Annotated in this window: 12 protein-coding genes; 2 read left to right on the top strand and 10 right to left on the bottom strand. The window is 74.3% G+C overall.

What is annotated here, in order from left to right; genetic code table 11:
* Positions 1-11 precede the first annotated feature (11 nt).
* The gene (rimP, locus tag ABD946_RS20595; RefSeq protein ID WP_345285660.1) at positions 12-563 is read right to left on the bottom strand and encodes a ribosome maturation factor RimP; all 552 of its coding nucleotides are present in this window, start codon (positions 561-563) and stop codon (positions 12-14) included.
* A gap of 231 nt (positions 564-794) precedes the next feature.
* Here rimP and ABD946_RS20590 point away from each other — a divergent pair, with 231 nt between their 5' ends.
* Both ABD946_RS20590 and ABD946_RS20585 read left to right on the top strand, forming a co-directional pair.
* The gene (locus ABD946_RS20590; protein WP_345285658.1) at positions 795-1,889 is read left to right on the top strand and encodes a ferritin-like domain-containing protein; all 1,095 of its coding nucleotides are present in this window, start codon (positions 795-797) and stop codon (positions 1,887-1,889) included.
* 152 nt (positions 1,890-2,041) lie between these two features.
* Entirely contained in the window at positions 2,042-2,962 is a 921-nt protein-coding gene (locus tag ABD946_RS20585; protein ID WP_345285656.1) for an aminoglycoside phosphotransferase family protein, read from the top strand.
* Here the strand turns inward: ABD946_RS20585 and ABD946_RS20580 are convergent.
* The 9 genes from ABD946_RS20580 to ABD946_RS20540 all read right to left on the bottom strand — a co-directional run bounded on the left by ABD946_RS20580 (position 2,935) and on the right by ABD946_RS20540 (position 14,645).
* Positions 2,935-3,495 (bottom strand): GNAT family N-acetyltransferase, encoded by a 561-nt coding sequence (locus ABD946_RS20580; RefSeq protein ID WP_345285654.1) that lies wholly within the window; start codon positions 3,493-3,495, stop codon positions 2,935-2,937. The genes ABD946_RS20585 and ABD946_RS20580 overlap by 28 nt on opposite strands.
* A gap of 203 nt (positions 3,496-3,698) precedes the next feature.
* Positions 3,699-4,577 carry a GNAT family N-acetyltransferase gene (locus ABD946_RS20575; RefSeq protein WP_345285692.1) on the bottom strand — a complete coding sequence of 293 codons (879 nt, stop codon included), beginning with the start codon at positions 4,575-4,577 and terminating at the stop codon, positions 3,699-3,701.
* 116 nt (positions 4,578-4,693) lie between these two features.
* Positions 4,694-5,854: a flavodoxin-dependent (E)-4-hydroxy-3-methylbut-2-enyl-diphosphate synthase gene (gene ispG / locus ABD946_RS20570; RefSeq protein ID WP_345285652.1), complete on the bottom strand. Its 1,161-nt coding sequence runs from the start codon at positions 5,852-5,854 to the stop codon at positions 4,694-4,696.
* Positions 5,855-5,995: 141 nt separating this feature from the next.
* Entirely contained in the window at positions 5,996-7,300 is a 1,305-nt protein-coding gene (locus ABD946_RS20565) for a M50 family metallopeptidase (RefSeq protein WP_345285650.1), read from the bottom strand.
* A gap of 38 nt (positions 7,301-7,338) precedes the next feature.
* On the bottom strand, positions 7,339-8,559 hold the full coding sequence (gene dxr, locus ABD946_RS20560) for a 1-deoxy-D-xylulose-5-phosphate reductoisomerase (RefSeq protein WP_345285648.1): 1,221 nt from the start codon (positions 8,557-8,559) through the stop codon (positions 7,339-7,341).
* A gap of 31 nt (positions 8,560-8,590) precedes the next feature.
* Complete coding sequence (locus ABD946_RS20555; RefSeq protein WP_345285646.1) at positions 8,591-8,995, bottom strand: hypothetical protein; 405 nt, start codon at positions 8,993-8,995, stop codon at positions 8,591-8,593.
* Between the two features lie 118 nt (positions 8,996-9,113).
* Entirely contained in the window at positions 9,114-10,556 is a 1,443-nt protein-coding gene (locus ABD946_RS20550) for an aldehyde dehydrogenase family protein (protein WP_345285644.1), read from the bottom strand.
* A gap of 341 nt (positions 10,557-10,897) precedes the next feature.
* Complete coding sequence (locus ABD946_RS20545; protein ID WP_345285642.1) at positions 10,898-12,460, bottom strand: PucR family transcriptional regulator; 1,563 nt, start codon at positions 12,458-12,460, stop codon at positions 10,898-10,900.
* Positions 12,461-12,602: 142 nt separating this feature from the next.
* Entirely contained in the window at positions 12,603-14,645 is a 2,043-nt protein-coding gene (locus ABD946_RS20540) for an ATP-binding protein (RefSeq protein ID WP_345285640.1), read from the bottom strand.
* Positions 14,646-14,751: the final 106 nt, after the last annotated feature.

Here is a 14,751-nt window from a genome sequence, read left to right as displayed (position 1 = left end):
CGGGGTGGTGCTCACTCGTCGTCGGCGTCTTCGTCGGTGTCGTCCTCGACGGGCGCGGACTCGTCGAGCAGCCCCTCGTCTTCCTTGCGGTTGAACTCGACCTGGACCCGGGCCCGGGCCACCTCGGAGAACTCCAGGCGGCGCTCCTTGGGCTTGCCGCGGCCCTTCACCGGCTGCACCTCGACCAGCGCGCCGTCCTCGTCGCTCTCCAGCACCCGGGCGGTGATCTCGCCGCCGTCCACCAGGTGGATCTTGGCGAGGCGGCCGGTGGCCCGGTGCCAGTGGCGGGGCTCGCGCAGCGGGCGCTCGGCCCCCGGGGAGCCGACCTCCAGCACGTACGGGGCGGAGCCCATCACGTCCTCGGCGGCGTCCAGCTTCTCGCTGACCACCCGGCTGAAGTCCGCGATCGCGTCCAGGTCGACCCCGCCGTCGGCGTCCACGTCGATCTGCACCTGGCGGCGGTTGCCCGCCTGGGTGACGGTGACGTCCTCGAGGTCGAGACCGGCCTCGGCCGCCAGCGGCTCCAACAACGCGCGCAGCCGGTCAGTGGGGGTGGTGCTCATCCGGGTGACTCCTCGGCCGCGTCTGCTGTTGTCGGTAGGGCTCGCTTCTCAGCGCAGCGGCAAGCCTATCCGGTCGCGGGCCGTTCCACCGACTCCGTCCGGCGCGCGGGCCCCGTGCGCCGGGCGCGCTGCGAGCAAGGTCACAACGGTGCCGCAGGCCGTCTGTCATGATGCACGGGCCACCGGGGGGCCGCCCATGCCCTCCCACGACTTCACCCGGGAGCCCCACCGATGCCGTCCCTCACCCGGCGCAGCCTGCTCGCGCTCGGCGCGCTGACCGGCGCCTCGCTGCTGGTCTGCGGCTGCACCGACGAGGACGGGCCGGCGGCCGAGCAGCGCCAACGGGAGGACGCCGACCGGCCGGTGCGGGCCAAGGCGGTGGCCGACACCGACCGGCTGCTCGCCGGGTACGACGCGGTGGCCGCCTCGGCCGGGGCCCAGGCCGAGCAGGTGAAGGCGCTGCGGGCCGAGGTGGCCGAGCACCGCGCCGTGCTGGCGGCCGGGCTGTCCGGCGGCGGGTCCGCCGCCCCGACCGCCCAGGCCGTCCCGGCCTCCCCCGCGGCCTCCGGCGGCGACGGCGCGGTGGGCTCGGTCGCGCAGCTGGCGGCCGCCGAGCGGACCACCGCCCAGGCCCGGCTGGCGCAGCTCGCGGGCGCCTCGCCGGAGCTGGCCAAGCTGCTGGCGGTGGTCGCCGCCTCGGGGGCGGTGCACGCCGCCGTGCTGGGCGACCGCACTCCGGTCGCGGCACCCGGGGACGGCTCGGCCGCCGCGTCCGCCTCCGGGTCGGCGAGCGGGTCGGCGTCCGCCTCGGGTTCCCCCTCCGCCTCGCCCTCCGGGGCCGGCTCCGGGACCGCCTCCCCCAAGCCGGTGCCGCTGCCCGCCGCCACGGCCACCGCCCTGCAGACCGCGCTCGCCGCCGAGCACGCCGCCGTCTACGGCTACGGCGTGGTCGGTGCCCGCATCCCGGGGCCGGGCCGGGCCGAGGCGCACTCGGTGTTCGCCGCGCACCAGGCGCAGCGGGACACCTGGCAGCGCCGGCTGGCCGCCGGGTCGGCCACCCCGACCGCCGCCGCGGCCGGGTACCAGCTGCCCTTCACCGTGAACAGCCCGGAGACCGCCCGCCAGCTGGCCGCCCACATCGAGGTGCAGCTCGCCGGCGTGTACGCGGGCCTGGTCTCCGCCTCCACCGGCGAGCTGCGGCAGAGCGCCGCCACCGCGCTGCGCGAGGCCGCCCTGAACGCCCGCCGCTGGGGCGGCGACCTCACCGCGTTCCCCGGCCTCCCGGCCACCGGCGGCCCCGCCTCGCCGTCGCCCTCCACCTCCTGAGCCTTCCTCAACCGACCGGCCGGCAGCGCTTCCTGACGGACCGTCGGCACGCCACGCCGGTCCCCTGACCAGCGGTTTCACCGCCATGGCCGACAATGAGCGGGTGAACCGCCGCACCGGCCCGGCCGGGTGGTGCCAACCGAGAGGCCAGCATGTCGGCAGCAGCAGGGCAGCAGATCACCGTCCCGGCGCGGCTCGCGGAGGCCGTCCGGTCCCGGTACGGCGCCGAGGGAGCGGCCTGGCTGTCCGCCCTGCCCGGACTGGTCCGCACCGGGCTGGAGCGCTGGGAGCTCACCCCCGAGCGGGTGGTGGAGCCCGGCGGCCGGCTCTCGCTGGTCTGCACCGTACGGCGGGAGGACGGCTCCCCGGCCGTCCTGAAGACCTCCCTGGTCACCCCCGAGAACGCCCGGGAGCACGAAGCGCTCGCCCACTGGGCCGGACGCGGCGCCGTCCTGGCGCTGGCCGCCGAACCGGCCGACGGCGCACTGCTGTTGGAGCGCCTGCACGGGGACATCCCGCTGCGTTCGCTGGCCGAGGCCAAGGCCATGCTGGAGGCGGCCGGACTGCTCCAGCGGCTCTGGACCGCACCGCCGGACGGCCACGCCCTCACCCCGCTGGCCGAGCGGGTCGCCGAGCTGGCGGACGGCGTCCGACGCCGCCGCGAACTCGCCCCGGAGGCAGCGCCGTTGGCCGACGAGGCGGTGGAGCTGGCCACCGGCCTCCTCGGCTCCGGCGCGGAGTCGTACCTGCTGCACGGCGACTTCCACCACGGCAAGGTGCTGGCCGCCGACCGCTCCCCCTGGCTGGCCGTCTCCCCCCGCCCCCTGGTCGGCGAACGCGCCTGGGACCTGGCCCGGTTGGCCCAGGACCGGATGGACACCCTGGCCGGTTCCCCCGGCCAGCGCGGCGCCGTCCGCCGCCGCCTCCACCAGCTCGCCGACGCCGTCGAGGTGGACCACGACCGGCTGCGCGGCTGGACCCTCTTCCGGACCGTCGAGGCCGGTCTGCGCCACCTGGAGGCGGGCGCCACCGACACCGCCGAGCTCTACCTGGAGTTCGCCGACTGGCTCTGAAGCAGCGGCAGTCGAGCCCCCATCACCGCGTACGGGCGGACCGTGTTCGGGAACACCACCATCCGCGCCAGGTCCTGGTAGCCGAGCGAGCGGTAGAGCCGGCGGGCGGGCGTCTCGGCGTCGATCGCCGACAGGATGCTGCGGTCCGCCCCCGAACACTCCGTCAGGGTCCGGATCAGCCGCGTCCCCACCCCCTGCCCCTGGAAGCCGGGCAGCACGTGCAGCTCGGTCACCGCGAAGGTCCCGTCCAGCCAGTCGCCGTACCCGTTGTGCTCCAGGTGCGGTTCGATCACCGTGCTCCACCAGTGCTCGCGCCGGTTCGGCATCCCGTACCCGAAGCCCACCAACCGCTGCCCACTGAACGCCCCGAAGGCCAGCACCCCCGGCTGCAGCGCGTGCCGCCGCACGATCTGGAGCCGCACCGCCACCTCGTCGGCCGTCAGCCCGAAGGCGACCGCCTGCACCTCCAGTGCCTCCGCCGCCCACGCCGCCAACTCCACGGCCTCGATCGTCACCTCGGTCAGCTGCTCCATGCCCCCGGACGTTACTCTCCCCGCCTCCCCGACGTACGTCTCCCTACGCCGGGGAAGATCACGAAAGGCTGCCGGACCACCATGACGATGTACCGCAACCCGTCCAACGGGTTCCTGGCGTTCCTCGCCGTGGTGACCGCGGTCCTCCCCGCCCCGGGTGGCGGCGGAGCTCGGCTCCGGCCGGACGGCGGGCTGAACGGGCGTCAGAACAGCACGCTCATGAAGGCGCCGATCTCGCGGAAGCCGACCCGGGCGTAGCTGGCGCGGGCGCGGAGGTTGTAGTCGTTGACGTACAGCGAGACGGTCGGGGCGACCTCGCGCAGGGCGATGTCGAGGACGGCGGCCATGCCGGTGACGGAGAGGCCCCGGCCGCGGTGGGCGGGGGCGACCCAGACGCCCTGGATCTGGCAGGCGCCGGCGGTGACGGCGCCGATCTCGGCCTTGAAGACCACCGAGCCGTCCTCGTCGAAGCGGGCGAAGGAGCGGCCGCCGCCGACCAGTTCGGCGACCCGGGCCTGGTAGAGCAGGCCGCCGTCGCCGGCCAGCGGGGAGATGCCGACCTCCTCGGTGAACATCGCGACGCAGGCCGGCATCAGGGCGTCGACCTCGTTCTTGCGGACCCGGCGGACCAGCGGGTCGGGGGTGATCGAGGCCGGGGCGGGGCTCTGGGTGGCCATCAGCGGCTGGTGGGCGCGGACTTCGCGGGCGGGGCCCCAGCTGCGCTCCAGGCAGGCCCAGAGGGCCGCGGTGGGCCCGGCGGGGCCGACGATGGAGGAGCAGCGGCGGCCCTGGCGGCGGGCCCGCTCGGCGAAGGCGCGGACGGCCTCGGGGCCGGCGTCGACCAGCACCAGGTTGGCCCCGGCGTAGCAGAGGGACTCCAGCCGGCCGTCCGCGTCGTACCAGCCCCACATCTCGCCGCCGAGCCGCCAGGGGTCGAGCCCGACGGCCTCCACCCGGGTGGCGACGAAGGCGTTGGCGACCGGGTCCCGGTGCAGGATCTCCAGCGCCTCGTCGAGGTCCTGGGGGTCGAGCACCCGGGTGGTCGCCAGGGCCCGGGCCACCTGGAACGGGCCGGGGAGCATCACACCTCGATCGAGCACGGGCACCTCACCACTAGGAACGCTTGTCGCACCCTACTCCGCCCGCCCCGCCGGAGAGGAGGTGCGAGCGAGCGAGCGCCCGCACCTCCCGGAATGCACTACTCGGCGGCGGTCACGACCGGCGCGCCGGACTCCACGCCGTCGGCCTGCATCTGCTCGGCCAGCTTGAGGGCCTCCTCGATCAGGGTCTCGACGATCTTCGACTCGGGGACGGTCTTGATGACCTCGCCCTTGACGAAGATCTGGCCCTTGCCGTTGCCGGAGGCGACGCCGAGGTCGGCCTCGCGGGCCTCGCCCGGGCCGTTCACGACGCAGCCCATGACGGCGACGCGCAGCGGCACCTCCATGCCCTCGAGGCCGGCGGTGACCTCCTCGGCGAGCTTGTAGACGTCGACCTGGGCACGGCCGCAGGACGGGCAGGAGACGATCTCCAGGCCGCGCTGACGGAGGTTCAGCGACTCCAGGATCTGGATGCCGACCTTGATCTCCTCGGCCGGCGGCGCGGACAGCGAGACCCGGATCGTGTCGCCGATCCCCTCGGCCAGCAGCGCGCCGAAGGCGACCGCCGACTTGATGGTGCCCTGGAACGCCGGGCCGGCCTCGGTGACGCCGAGGTGCAGCGGGTAGTCGCAGGCGGCGGCCAGCTGGCGGTAGGCGTTGATCATCACGACCGGGTCGTTGTGCTTGACCGAGATCTTGATGTCGCGGAAGTCGTGCTCCTCGAACAGCGAGCACTCCCAGAGCGCGGACTCCACCAGCGCCTCGGGGGTGGCCCGGCCGTACTTCTCCAGCAGGCGCTTGTCGAGCGAGCCGGCGTTGACGCCGATCCGGATCGGCGTGCCGGCGTCCTTGGCCGCCTTGGCGATCTCGCCGACCTTGTCGTCGAACTGCTTGATGTTGCCCGGGTTGACCCGGACCGCGGCGCAGCCGGCGTCGATCGCGGCGAAGACGTACTTGGGCTGGAAGTGGATGTCCGCGATCACCGGGATCTGCGACTTCTTGGCGATGACGGCCAGCGCGTCGGCGTCGTCCTGGGTCGGGACGGCCACCCGCACGATCTGGCAGCCGGAGGCGGTCAGCTGGGCGATCTGCTGCAGCGTGGCGTTGATGTCGGCGGTGACGGTGGTGGTCATCGACTGGACCGAGACCGGGGCGTCGCCGCCGACCGGGACGTTGCCGACCATGATCTGCCGGGAGACGCGACGGGTCGCCAGCGGCTTGAGCGGCAGGGACGGAATTCCGAGCGAGATCGCGGACATGTGCGCAGGTTCCCCAGGGGTGCGGTGGTGGTCCGGCCATCGGCTCCGGCCGGGCCGGGCGCCCCGGTAGTCAGGAGGCGCCCGGCGTCCAACGGTACGGCACGGGCGAGGTGGCCAACGCACGTACCCGACGGAACCGGGTCAGTTCAGGCGGATGGGGTTGACAAGGTCGGCCACCATCACCAACGCGGTGAAGCAGATGAACACACCGGCCACCACGTACGCGGCGGGCATCAGCTTGGCCACGTCGAACGGGCCCGGGTCGGGGCGGCGGAACAGCTTGGCCCAGCGGCGGCGGACCGACTCCCACAGGGCGCCCGCGATGTGGCCGCCGTCCAGCGGGAGCAGCGGGAGCATGTTGAAGAGGAAGAGCGAGAGGTTGATCCCGGCCAGCAGCTGGACCATGCCGACCGCCTTGCTGGAGGAGGGGATGTCCATCTCGAACATCTCGCCGCCGATCCGGGCCGCGCCGACCATGCCCATCGGGGAGTCGGCCGGGCGCGGGTCGTCGCTGACGATGGCGTGCCACAGGCCGGGGATCTTGCCGGGCAGCGCGATCAGCGAGGAGATGCCGTTCTGAGCCATGGTGCCCATCTGGTCGACGCTCTCGCCGAAGGTCAGGGTCTGCATGACCTGGCGCGGGGCGAAGCCCAGGAAGCCCGCCTCGACGGTCTCGCCCTTGACCGGGTACCCGTCCTCGTCGATCTTCTGGACGACGTTCTTCTCCGGCCTGGCCGTCAGGGTGACCTGCCGGCCGCCCCGCTCGACCACGATCGACACCTGCTTCCCGGCGGCCTTGCGGATCTCGCCCTGGAGCTGCTTGTAGTCGGTGACCGGGACGCCGCCGAAGGAGAGGAAGGTGTCGCCCTCCTGCAGCTTGGCCTGCAGGGCCGGGCTGTCGGGCGCGCCGTCGGGGCACTTGTCGGTCGGCTGGCCGACCGCCACCACGCACTTGTTGACGTAGGAGACGGTGGGCACGGCGTTCAGCTGACCGACGCCCATCAGCACGGCGAGGTAGAGCGCGAAGGCCAGGACCAGGTTCATGAACGGCCCGGCGAACATCACGATGACGCGCTTCCACGGCTTCCGGGTGTAGAACATCCGGTCCTCGTCGCCGGGCTTGATCTCCTCGTAGGAGGCCTCCCGGGCGTCCTCGATCATCGTCCGCCAGGGCGAGCTGGAGCGCTGGGTGATCCGGCCGTCCTCGCCCGGCGGGAACATCCCGATCATCCGGATGTACCCGCCGAGCGGGATCGCCTTGAGGCCGTACTCGGTCTCGCCCTTCTTCCGGGACCAGACGGTGCGGCCGAAGCCGACCATGTACTGCGGCACCCGGATGCCGAAGAGCTTGGCGGTGGACAGGTGGCCCAGCTCGTGCCAGGCGATCGAGAACAGCAGGCCGCCGAAGAAGACCAGGATGCCCAGGCCCCACCACACCAATGTCACCGCTGAGCCTCCGTCATGCCGCTCCCTAGGTCTGCTCGCTAGCCGGCTGCCAGCTCGCGGGCCCGGGCACGTGCCCAGGTCTCCGCGTGGAGTACGTCCTCCACCGTGAGCGAAGTTCCCACCGTGTGTTCGGACACCACCTTCGCCACAGTGTCCACGATTCCGGTGAAGGGGAGCCGCCCCTTGAGGAAAGCGTCCACGCACTCCTCGTTGGCGGCGTTGAAGACCGCCGGGGCGGTCCCGCCGAGCGTACCCACCTCGCGGGCCAGGTCGACGGCCGGGAAGGCGTCGGTGTCGAGCGGGAAGAACTCCCAGGTGGCGGCCTTGGTCCAGTCGCAGCCGGGGGCGGCGTCCGGCACCCGGTCGGGCCAGCCGAGGCCGAGCGCGATGGGCATCCGCATGTCCGGCGGGCTGGCCTGGGCCAGGGTGGAGCCGTCGGTGAACTCGACCATCGAGTGGACGACCGACTGGGGGTGCACCACCACGTCGATCCGGTCGAACGGGACGTCGTAGAGCAGGTGCGCCTCGATCACCTCCAGGCCCTTGTTGACCAGGGTGGCGGAGTTGATGGTGACCACCGGGCCCATCGCCCAGGTCGGGTGGGCCAGTGCCTGGTCCGGCGTCACCCCGGCCAGCTCGTCCCGGGTGCGGTTGCGGAACGGGCCGCCGCTGGCGGTGACCACCAGACGGCGCACCTCGGAGCGGGTACCGCCGGCCAGCGCCTGGAAGAGCGCGGCGTGCTCGGAGTCCACCGGCACGATCTGGCCCGGCTTCGCGACCGCCTTGACCAGCGGGCCGCCGACGATCAGCGACTCCTTGTTGGCCAGCACCAGCACCCGGCCGGCCCGCAGGGCGGCCAGGGTGGGCCGCAGGCCGATCGAGCCGGTGATGCCGTTGAGCACCGAGTGGCACTCCATCGCGGCCAGCTCGGTGGCCGCGTCCGGGCCCGCCAGCACCTCGGGCAGCGGCCGCCCGGCAGCCCGGGCGGCGAGCGCCTCGCGCAGCGCCGGGACGACGGCCTCGTCGGCCACCGCCACGGTGTGCACGCCCAGCTCCATCGCCTGCTCGGCGAGCAGGGCGACCCGGCCGCCGGCCGCCGAGAGGGCGACCACCTTGAACCGGCCGGGGTTGCGCAGCACCACGTCGATGGCCTGGGTGCCGATCGAGCCGGTCGATCCGAGGATCACCAGTTCCCGGGGCCCCTCCGGGTCCCTGACGACGGGTGAGAAGCGCAGCTGCGGGTGGGCGAGCGAAGTCATGCGCCCCATTGTGTCCTGTCGGACGGGGCGCTCACTGCCAGGCCCAGAGCTTCCCCTCGGCCGTGCCGTCCGCCGCCACCTCCCACTCGAAGACGCCGACCTTGCCGCGCAGTGCGGCGAACTCGGGCGAGCCGCTGGTGTAGATCAGCGCGCCGCGCCAGCTGTTGCCGTTCTCCGTGAAGCTGCCGACGCCCCAGCCGTGCCAGGTCGCGTTCGCGCCGCCCGGGCCCATCAGCACGCCGTGGCCCTCACCCTCCAGGGTCCCGTCGGCGCGCATCCGCGCCTGGTAGGTCCCCATGTCCTGCACCTCGACGCCGAGCAGCGTGCCGCCGGCCGCGAACGAGGTCTCCACCGTCGGGGCCAGGCCGTGCTCGCCACCGACCACGCGACGGCCGGTGATCGTCCCCGATTCCTGTCCGATGAGGTCACCCAGCATGACGACCTCCCTTCCTGTCCTTCCGGACTACGCCCGCCCCGGGGAGGTGTCAAGACGGGCCGATGCCCCGTCACCAGCGGTCGGTGACGGGGCATCAGAAGGTGCTTCAGGGGGTGGCTCAGAGGTCGAGGCCGGTGAGGACCATGACCTTCTCGTAGGTGAAGTCGCCCATCGCGTACTTGACGCCCTCGCGGCCGACGCCGGAGTCCTTGACGCCGCCGTACGGCATCTGGTCGGCGCGGTAGGACGGGGCGTCGCCGATGATCACGCCGCCGACCTCGAGCACCTGGTGGGCCTTGAAGGCGGCCTGCAGGTCGTGGGTGAAGACGCCGGTCTGCAGACCGAACGGCGAGTCGTTGACCAGCGCGAAGGCCTCGTCGGTGGAGTCGACCTTGTGCAGCGAGAGCACCGGGCCGAAGACCTCGGCCTTGGCCAGGATGGCGTCCGCGGGCAGCTCGGCCAGCACGGTGGGGGCGTAGGTGGCACCCTCGCGGGTACCGCCGGCCAGCACCTTGGCGCCCTTGGTGACGGCGTCCTCGACCCAGGCCTCGACGCGCTTGGCGGCGTTCTCGTCCACCAGCGGGCCGACGTCCACCGAGTCGTCGGAGGGGTTGCCGGTGACCTGGGCGCCGACCTTGGCGACGACCTTCTCCACCAGCGCGTCGTAGACCGAGGCGTCGGCGATCACGCGCTGCACCGAGATGCAGGACTGGCCGCCCTGGTAGTTGGAGAACATCGCGATCCGGGTGGCGGCCCACTCCAGGTCGGCCTCGGACGACCAGTCGGCGAGCACCACGGCGGCGGCGTTGCCGCCGAGCTCCAGGGTGACGTGCTTGCGCGGCACCGAGTCCATGATCTGGTAGCCGACCTTGTCCGAACCGGTGAAGGAGATCACCGGCAGGCGCTTGTCCTGCACCAGGGCCGGCATCTTCTCGTTCTCGACCGTCAGCACCGACCAGGAGCCGGCCGGCAGCTCGGTCTCGGCCAGGATCTCGCCGAGCACCAGCGCGGAGAGCGGGGTGGCGGGGGCCGGCTTGAGGATGATCGGAGCGCCGACCGCGATCGCCGGGGCGATCTTGTGGGCGACCAGGTTGAGCGGGAAGTTGAACGGGGCGATGCCCAGCACCACGCCGCGCGGGAAGCGGCGCACCACCGCGAAGCGGCCCACGCCGCCCGGGTCGGTGTCCAGGCGCATGGTCTCGCCGTTGGTCCGGCGGGCCTCCTCGGCGGCCCAGCGGAACACCGAGGCGGCGCGGCCGACCTCGCCGCGGGCCCACTTGATCGGCTTGCCGTTCTCGGCGGTGATCAGGCGGGCGATCTCCTCGGTCCGCTCGGTCAGCCGGCGGGCCACGTGGTCCAGCGCGGTGGCGCGCACGTGCGCGGGGGTGGCGGCCAGGGCCGGGGCTACCGCGACGGCGGCGTCCAGCGCCTCCTCGACCTGGGCGTCGGTCGGGATGCTGACCTTGCCGACCAGGCTGCCGTCGTACGAGTGGCGGACCTCGAACTCGGCGTCGCCCGACGCCTTGCGGCCGGCCAGCCAGAACTCATGGGTGGTGGTCACGGTCGTACCGGCCCCTTCTGTCGTCGTGTGGTGCTCTACCGGATCCACGGTAGGGGCGCACCCGCGCGAGCAGGATTGGACACGGCGGCGGACTGCGGCACACCGCTACTCCGGATCGGCACGTGGCCCGACGACGATCGGCGATCTCGGGGCGCACGTGGCTGTGCCACCAGGGGCGCGAGGAACTGCGCGCGGGGGAACCGCAGCACGTGCGACCGGCTGACGGCGATCCAGTTGCCGGTGGTCCGCCGTCCGAAGCGCGCCCGCACGGCGGAGCCGCGTATCAGCAGAGCCCCGCGCCCCTGGGCGGCCGCAACCGAACGTCGCGCACCGGAGCAGGCTCAGTCCTCGCCCGCGCGCAGCGCCAGCCAGAGCTCCATCCGGACGTCGGTGTCGTCCAGCGAACGGCCGAGCAGCTCCTCGACCCGCTTCATCCGGTAGCGCAGGGTGTGCCGGTGGACGCCGAGGTCGGCGGCGGCCGCGTCCCACTGACCGTGCCGGGAGAGCCAGGCGCGCAGCGAGGCGACCAGGTCGCCGCGGGCGGTGCGGTCGTGCTCGCGCAGCGGTCTGAGCAGCCCCTCGGCGAAGGCGGTGACCGCCTCCTCGCCGAGCAGCGGCAGCAGCGAACCGGCGCCGACCTCCTCGTGGTCCACCGAGCGGCGCCCGCCGCGCAGTGCCACCGCGAGGGCCCGCTCGGCCTGCGCGAAGGCGGTGCCCGCCTCCTCCACGGTGCACGGGGCGGAGACGCCGAGGGCGATCCCCTCGTGCTCCTCGGCCGCGCCCAGGCAGGCGCGGTGGGCCGAGCCGCCGTCGGGGGCCAGCACGGTGAGCCGGGGGCCGTGCGGTCCGTCCTCGCGGGAGACCAGCAGCCGCTCGCCGACCCGGCTGCCGGCCTGCTCGGCCCGGTCGCCGAGCTCGTTCAGCGCCTCCGGGTCGCCGTTCGGGCCGAGGCCCCCGACCAGCACCCGGACGGTGCCCTCGGGCAGGCCGCCGAACAGCCCGGCCGCGACCTGACGGGCCGTCGCCGCCTCGCCGGCCAGCACCATGCCGAGCAGGGCGGCGCCCATCCGCTCCTCGGCCTGGCGCAGCTCGCGGGAGCGCTCCAGGGTGAGGGTGAGCAGGGCGACGGCCGCGTTCAGCACGTAGCGCTCGGTGGGGGTGATCCGGTCCTCGGTGCCGACGGCGAGGAAGCCGCGGGCGCGGCGGTCGGCGCCGAGCGACTGGACCACCACGTAGTCCTCGTCGGCGGTGTCGATGCCGGGGGCGCGGCCCTGCAGCGCGGCGCTGGAGGGGGCCGGACGGCGGCGCAGCCGGTCCACCTCGGCGGCGAGGCGGCCGGCCCGGCGGGCGGCCCAGTCGGGGGCGACGGCGGAGAGCGCGCCGGAGCCGTCGTAGAGCGCGGCCCAGCCGCCGAGGCGGGCGGCCAGGCGGCGGACCACCGCGGTGGTGCCGTCCTTGCCGAGGGCGGCCCGGGTCAGCTCCTCCTGGGCCTCGAAGCTGGTGGTGACGGCCTCGTACTGCTCGGCGGCCAGGGCGGCCGAGACGGCCTTGCTGATCGCGATGAAGGGCGTGGCCTCCGGCACCCGCAGCAGCGGCAGGCCGCGCTGGGCGGCGGCGTCCACCAGGGCCTGCGGCACCTCGGTGTGCGAGAGCCCGACGCCGAGGCCGAGCCCGACCACCCCCGCGTCGGCCAGCCGGTGCACGTACGCCTGGAGCTTGGCGGCCGCCTTGCCCAGCTTGATCCCGGTGGTGAGGAGGAGCTCCCCGCCCTCCAGGAACGGAGTGGGGTCGTCCAGCTCGCTGGTGTGCACCCAGCGGACCGGCCGCTCCAGGTGGTCCGCGCCGGCGAGGACCGTCAGGTGGAGCGAGCTGTTGCGGACGACGGAGGCGAGTGTGGGGGGCATGGCACCTTCGGAGTGTTTGCCGCCGGGGACGCGCCGTTGCGGCCTGGCGATGAGGGCTTCTCCCCCCATTATGGACGCTCCGGACAAGCGGACGGACCGAATCCTCCGGACCGTAGTCCGCCGCCGCGCACCTCCTCCGGTACTAACCCCTCAGGTCGACCAGCAGCGGCGGGACCTGATCACCCGTCACCGAGGCCAGCGAGATCACCGCGTGCCCGCTCGGCAGCGCGTGCGCCAGGTCCGAGGGTGACCAGCGGTGCCGCTCCACGTCCCGGACCGTGACGCTCTCGGTCTGCGCGGCGGTGCCCGACAGCGCCTTGCGCAGGCCCCGGCCGGCCTTGCGGAACATCCCGCCGGAGGTGTCGGGGGTGTGGGTGACGGCGGTCTCGCGGACCAGGTGGGTGCCCCAGGCCTCGGAGAACAGCTTGCCGTCCCAGGGCGCGATGCCGGGGAAGGCCATCCGGCAGCCGACCGCGCCGAACAGCGCGGTGCGCAGCGCCTCCGGCAGGTCCACCAGGGTGCGCAGCAGCAGCACCGCGCCCGCGTTGGCCCCGCGCATGCCCTGCAGGCCGCGGATCACCTGCGCGTCCACGGCCGCCGAGGCGTCGTCCACCACCAGGCCGGCGAACAGCGCCCGCTCGGTGCGGGCCGCGGCCGCCTGGACGAACTGGCCGGCGAGCAGCCGCGACAGCATCCGGGCCGCCTCCGGGTGGCCGCGCTCGGGCAGCTTCACCCGCACCCGCAGCGGGTGGTCCAGCGCCCGCATGGCGAAGGCCGGGCGGCCCGGGCCGTCGCCGGGGAAGTGCCCGGCGAAGGCCGGGCGGTCCAGCAGGGCCAGCCGGTCGGCCAGCAGGGTGCCCGGGTCGTCGGCCCGGCCGTGCTGGCGCTCCCGGTGCTGGAGGTCGGCCTCGTGCGCGGCCAGCAGGCCGTTGTCGTCGAGGGTCTGACGGAGCGTCTGCCAGGCCGCGGCCGCGCCCCCGAGCAGCGCGCGCAGCTCCCGCACCCCCGGGTAGCGGCCGTAGGCCGCGTGGAACGGGCCGACGGTCTGCTGGAGCGCGGCCCGGGCCGCCTCGCCGCGCGGCGCCAGCTCGTCCGGCAGCAGAGCGTCGGCCAGCCGGGCCGCCGCCTGCTCCACCTCGACGGCGGCGCCGAACAGGTCGAGCCCGTACGGGGAGGACGGGTCTCCCGGGGCGATCACCACGTCGTACCAGTCGTCCGGGCCGAGATCGGCCTCCGCCGAGCCGAGCACCACCGCGCAGGCGGTGCCGGCCAGCGCCTGGAGGCAGAGCGCCTCGGCCAGCGGACGGGCCAGCCCGGCGGTCTTGCCGGTGCCGGCCGGGCCGACCGCGAGCAGCGAGGTGCCGAGCAGGGCGGGGTCGAGGGCGAAGCCGGTGGCCCGGTGGGTCTGCGGGTTCTTCACCACGTCCTGGGCCGCGCCGAGCCGGACCTGACGGGTCAGCAGGTCGTGGCCGGGGCCGCGGCCGGTCAGGTCGCGGGCCTCGGAGGGGTGCGCGCAGGCGGCGGGGCCGCGGGCCGCGACCTGCTCGGTGAAGGCGGGCAGCAGCGCCGGGTCCTGCCGGACCGTCTCCCAGGCGCGCTGGATCCGGACGTAGTCCACGTCGCCGACCGGCCGTCCGTCCAGCAGCCGGGCCGCCTCGGCGGCGCCGCCCTGGCGGAGTGCGGCCCACGGGTCGGTGGGGCCGGCGGGCTCGGCGTCCTCGGACGGCTGCTCCTGGGTGACGGTGCGGGCCAGCAGCGGGGCGACCCAGCGGCGCCAGACCTCGGGCCAGCGGCCCATCCGGCCGAACACGCGGATCACCACGGTGAGCACCAGGCCGTTGACCACCAGCAGGGCGATCACCGAGGTGGCCTGGCCGAGGCCGTCCAGCAGGTCGAGCAGACCGGCCACCCAGAAGACCAGCTCGACCCCGTAGAGGTAGGCGAACCAGGCGACCAGCGCGTTCAGCGCCGCCCGCCAGAGCAGCGGGCCGGCCGGGACGGCGGCCGCCTCGCGGTCGGCCTCGGTACGCTGACGGTGGTTCAGCCGCCAGACGCCGGGGGCGAGTTCGGGTCTGGGCGCGTTCACCCAGGCGGTCAGGTCGAAGGGGGCGACGCCGCGCTGCGGCGGCACCGCGACCTGGGCCTGCTCGGCCGCCCGCTGCCCGTAGGTCCCGTCCAGTCCCATGTGGCGGCCCCGCTCCCTCTGCCCGCGCTCCCCCGTTGGAAGGTCGGCACCAATGTAGTGGAGCGGAGGCGCCGCGTAACTGATCTCGTGCGCTGGCCGCCCCGGA

Origin of the sequence: Kitasatospora albolonga (assembly GCF_039535905.1) — a bacterium.
Lineage (GTDB): Bacteria > Actinomycetota > Actinomycetes > Streptomycetales > Streptomycetaceae > Kitasatospora > Kitasatospora albolonga.
The sequence above is the reverse complement of the archived record's forward strand: the minus strand, read 5'-3'. Positions and strand labels throughout refer to the sequence as shown.

What these genes read in the sequence shown, in the direction of transcription:
- ABD946_RS20590 (WP_345285658.1), top strand. Translation starts at nt 795, where the DNA reads ATGCCGTCCCTCACCCGGCGCAGCCTGCTCGCGCTCGGCGCGCTGACC.
- ispG (WP_345285652.1), bottom strand. Translation starts at nt 5,854, where the DNA reads ATGTCCGCGATCTCGCTCGGAATTCCGTCCCTGCCGCTCAAGCCGCTG.
- dxr (WP_345285648.1), bottom strand. Translation starts at nt 8,559, where the DNA reads ATGACTTCGCTCGCCCACCCGCAGCTGCGCTTCTCACCCGTCGTCAGG.
- ABD946_RS20555 (WP_345285646.1), bottom strand. Translation starts at nt 8,995, where the DNA reads ATGCTGGGTGACCTCATCGGACAGGAATCGGGGACGATCACCGGCCGT.
- ABD946_RS20575 (WP_345285692.1), bottom strand. Translation starts at nt 4,577, where the DNA reads ATGCTCCCCGGCCCGTTCCAGGTGGCCCGGGCCCTGGCGACCACCCGG.
- ABD946_RS20580 (WP_345285654.1), bottom strand. Translation starts at nt 3,495, where the DNA reads ATGGAGCAGCTGACCGAGGTGACGATCGAGGCCGTGGAGTTGGCGGCG.
- ABD946_RS20585 (WP_345285656.1), top strand. Translation starts at nt 2,042, where the DNA reads ATGTCGGCAGCAGCAGGGCAGCAGATCACCGTCCCGGCGCGGCTCGCG.
- ABD946_RS20545 (WP_345285642.1), bottom strand. Translation starts at nt 12,460, where the DNA reads ATGCCCCCCACACTCGCCTCCGTCGTCCGCAACAGCTCGCTCCACCTG.
- ABD946_RS20540 (WP_345285640.1), bottom strand. Translation starts at nt 14,645, where the DNA reads ATGGGACTGGACGGGACCTACGGGCAGCGGGCGGCCGAGCAGGCCCAG.
- rimP (WP_345285660.1), bottom strand. Translation starts at nt 563, where the DNA reads ATGAGCACCACCCCCACTGACCGGCTGCGCGCGTTGTTGGAGCCGCTG.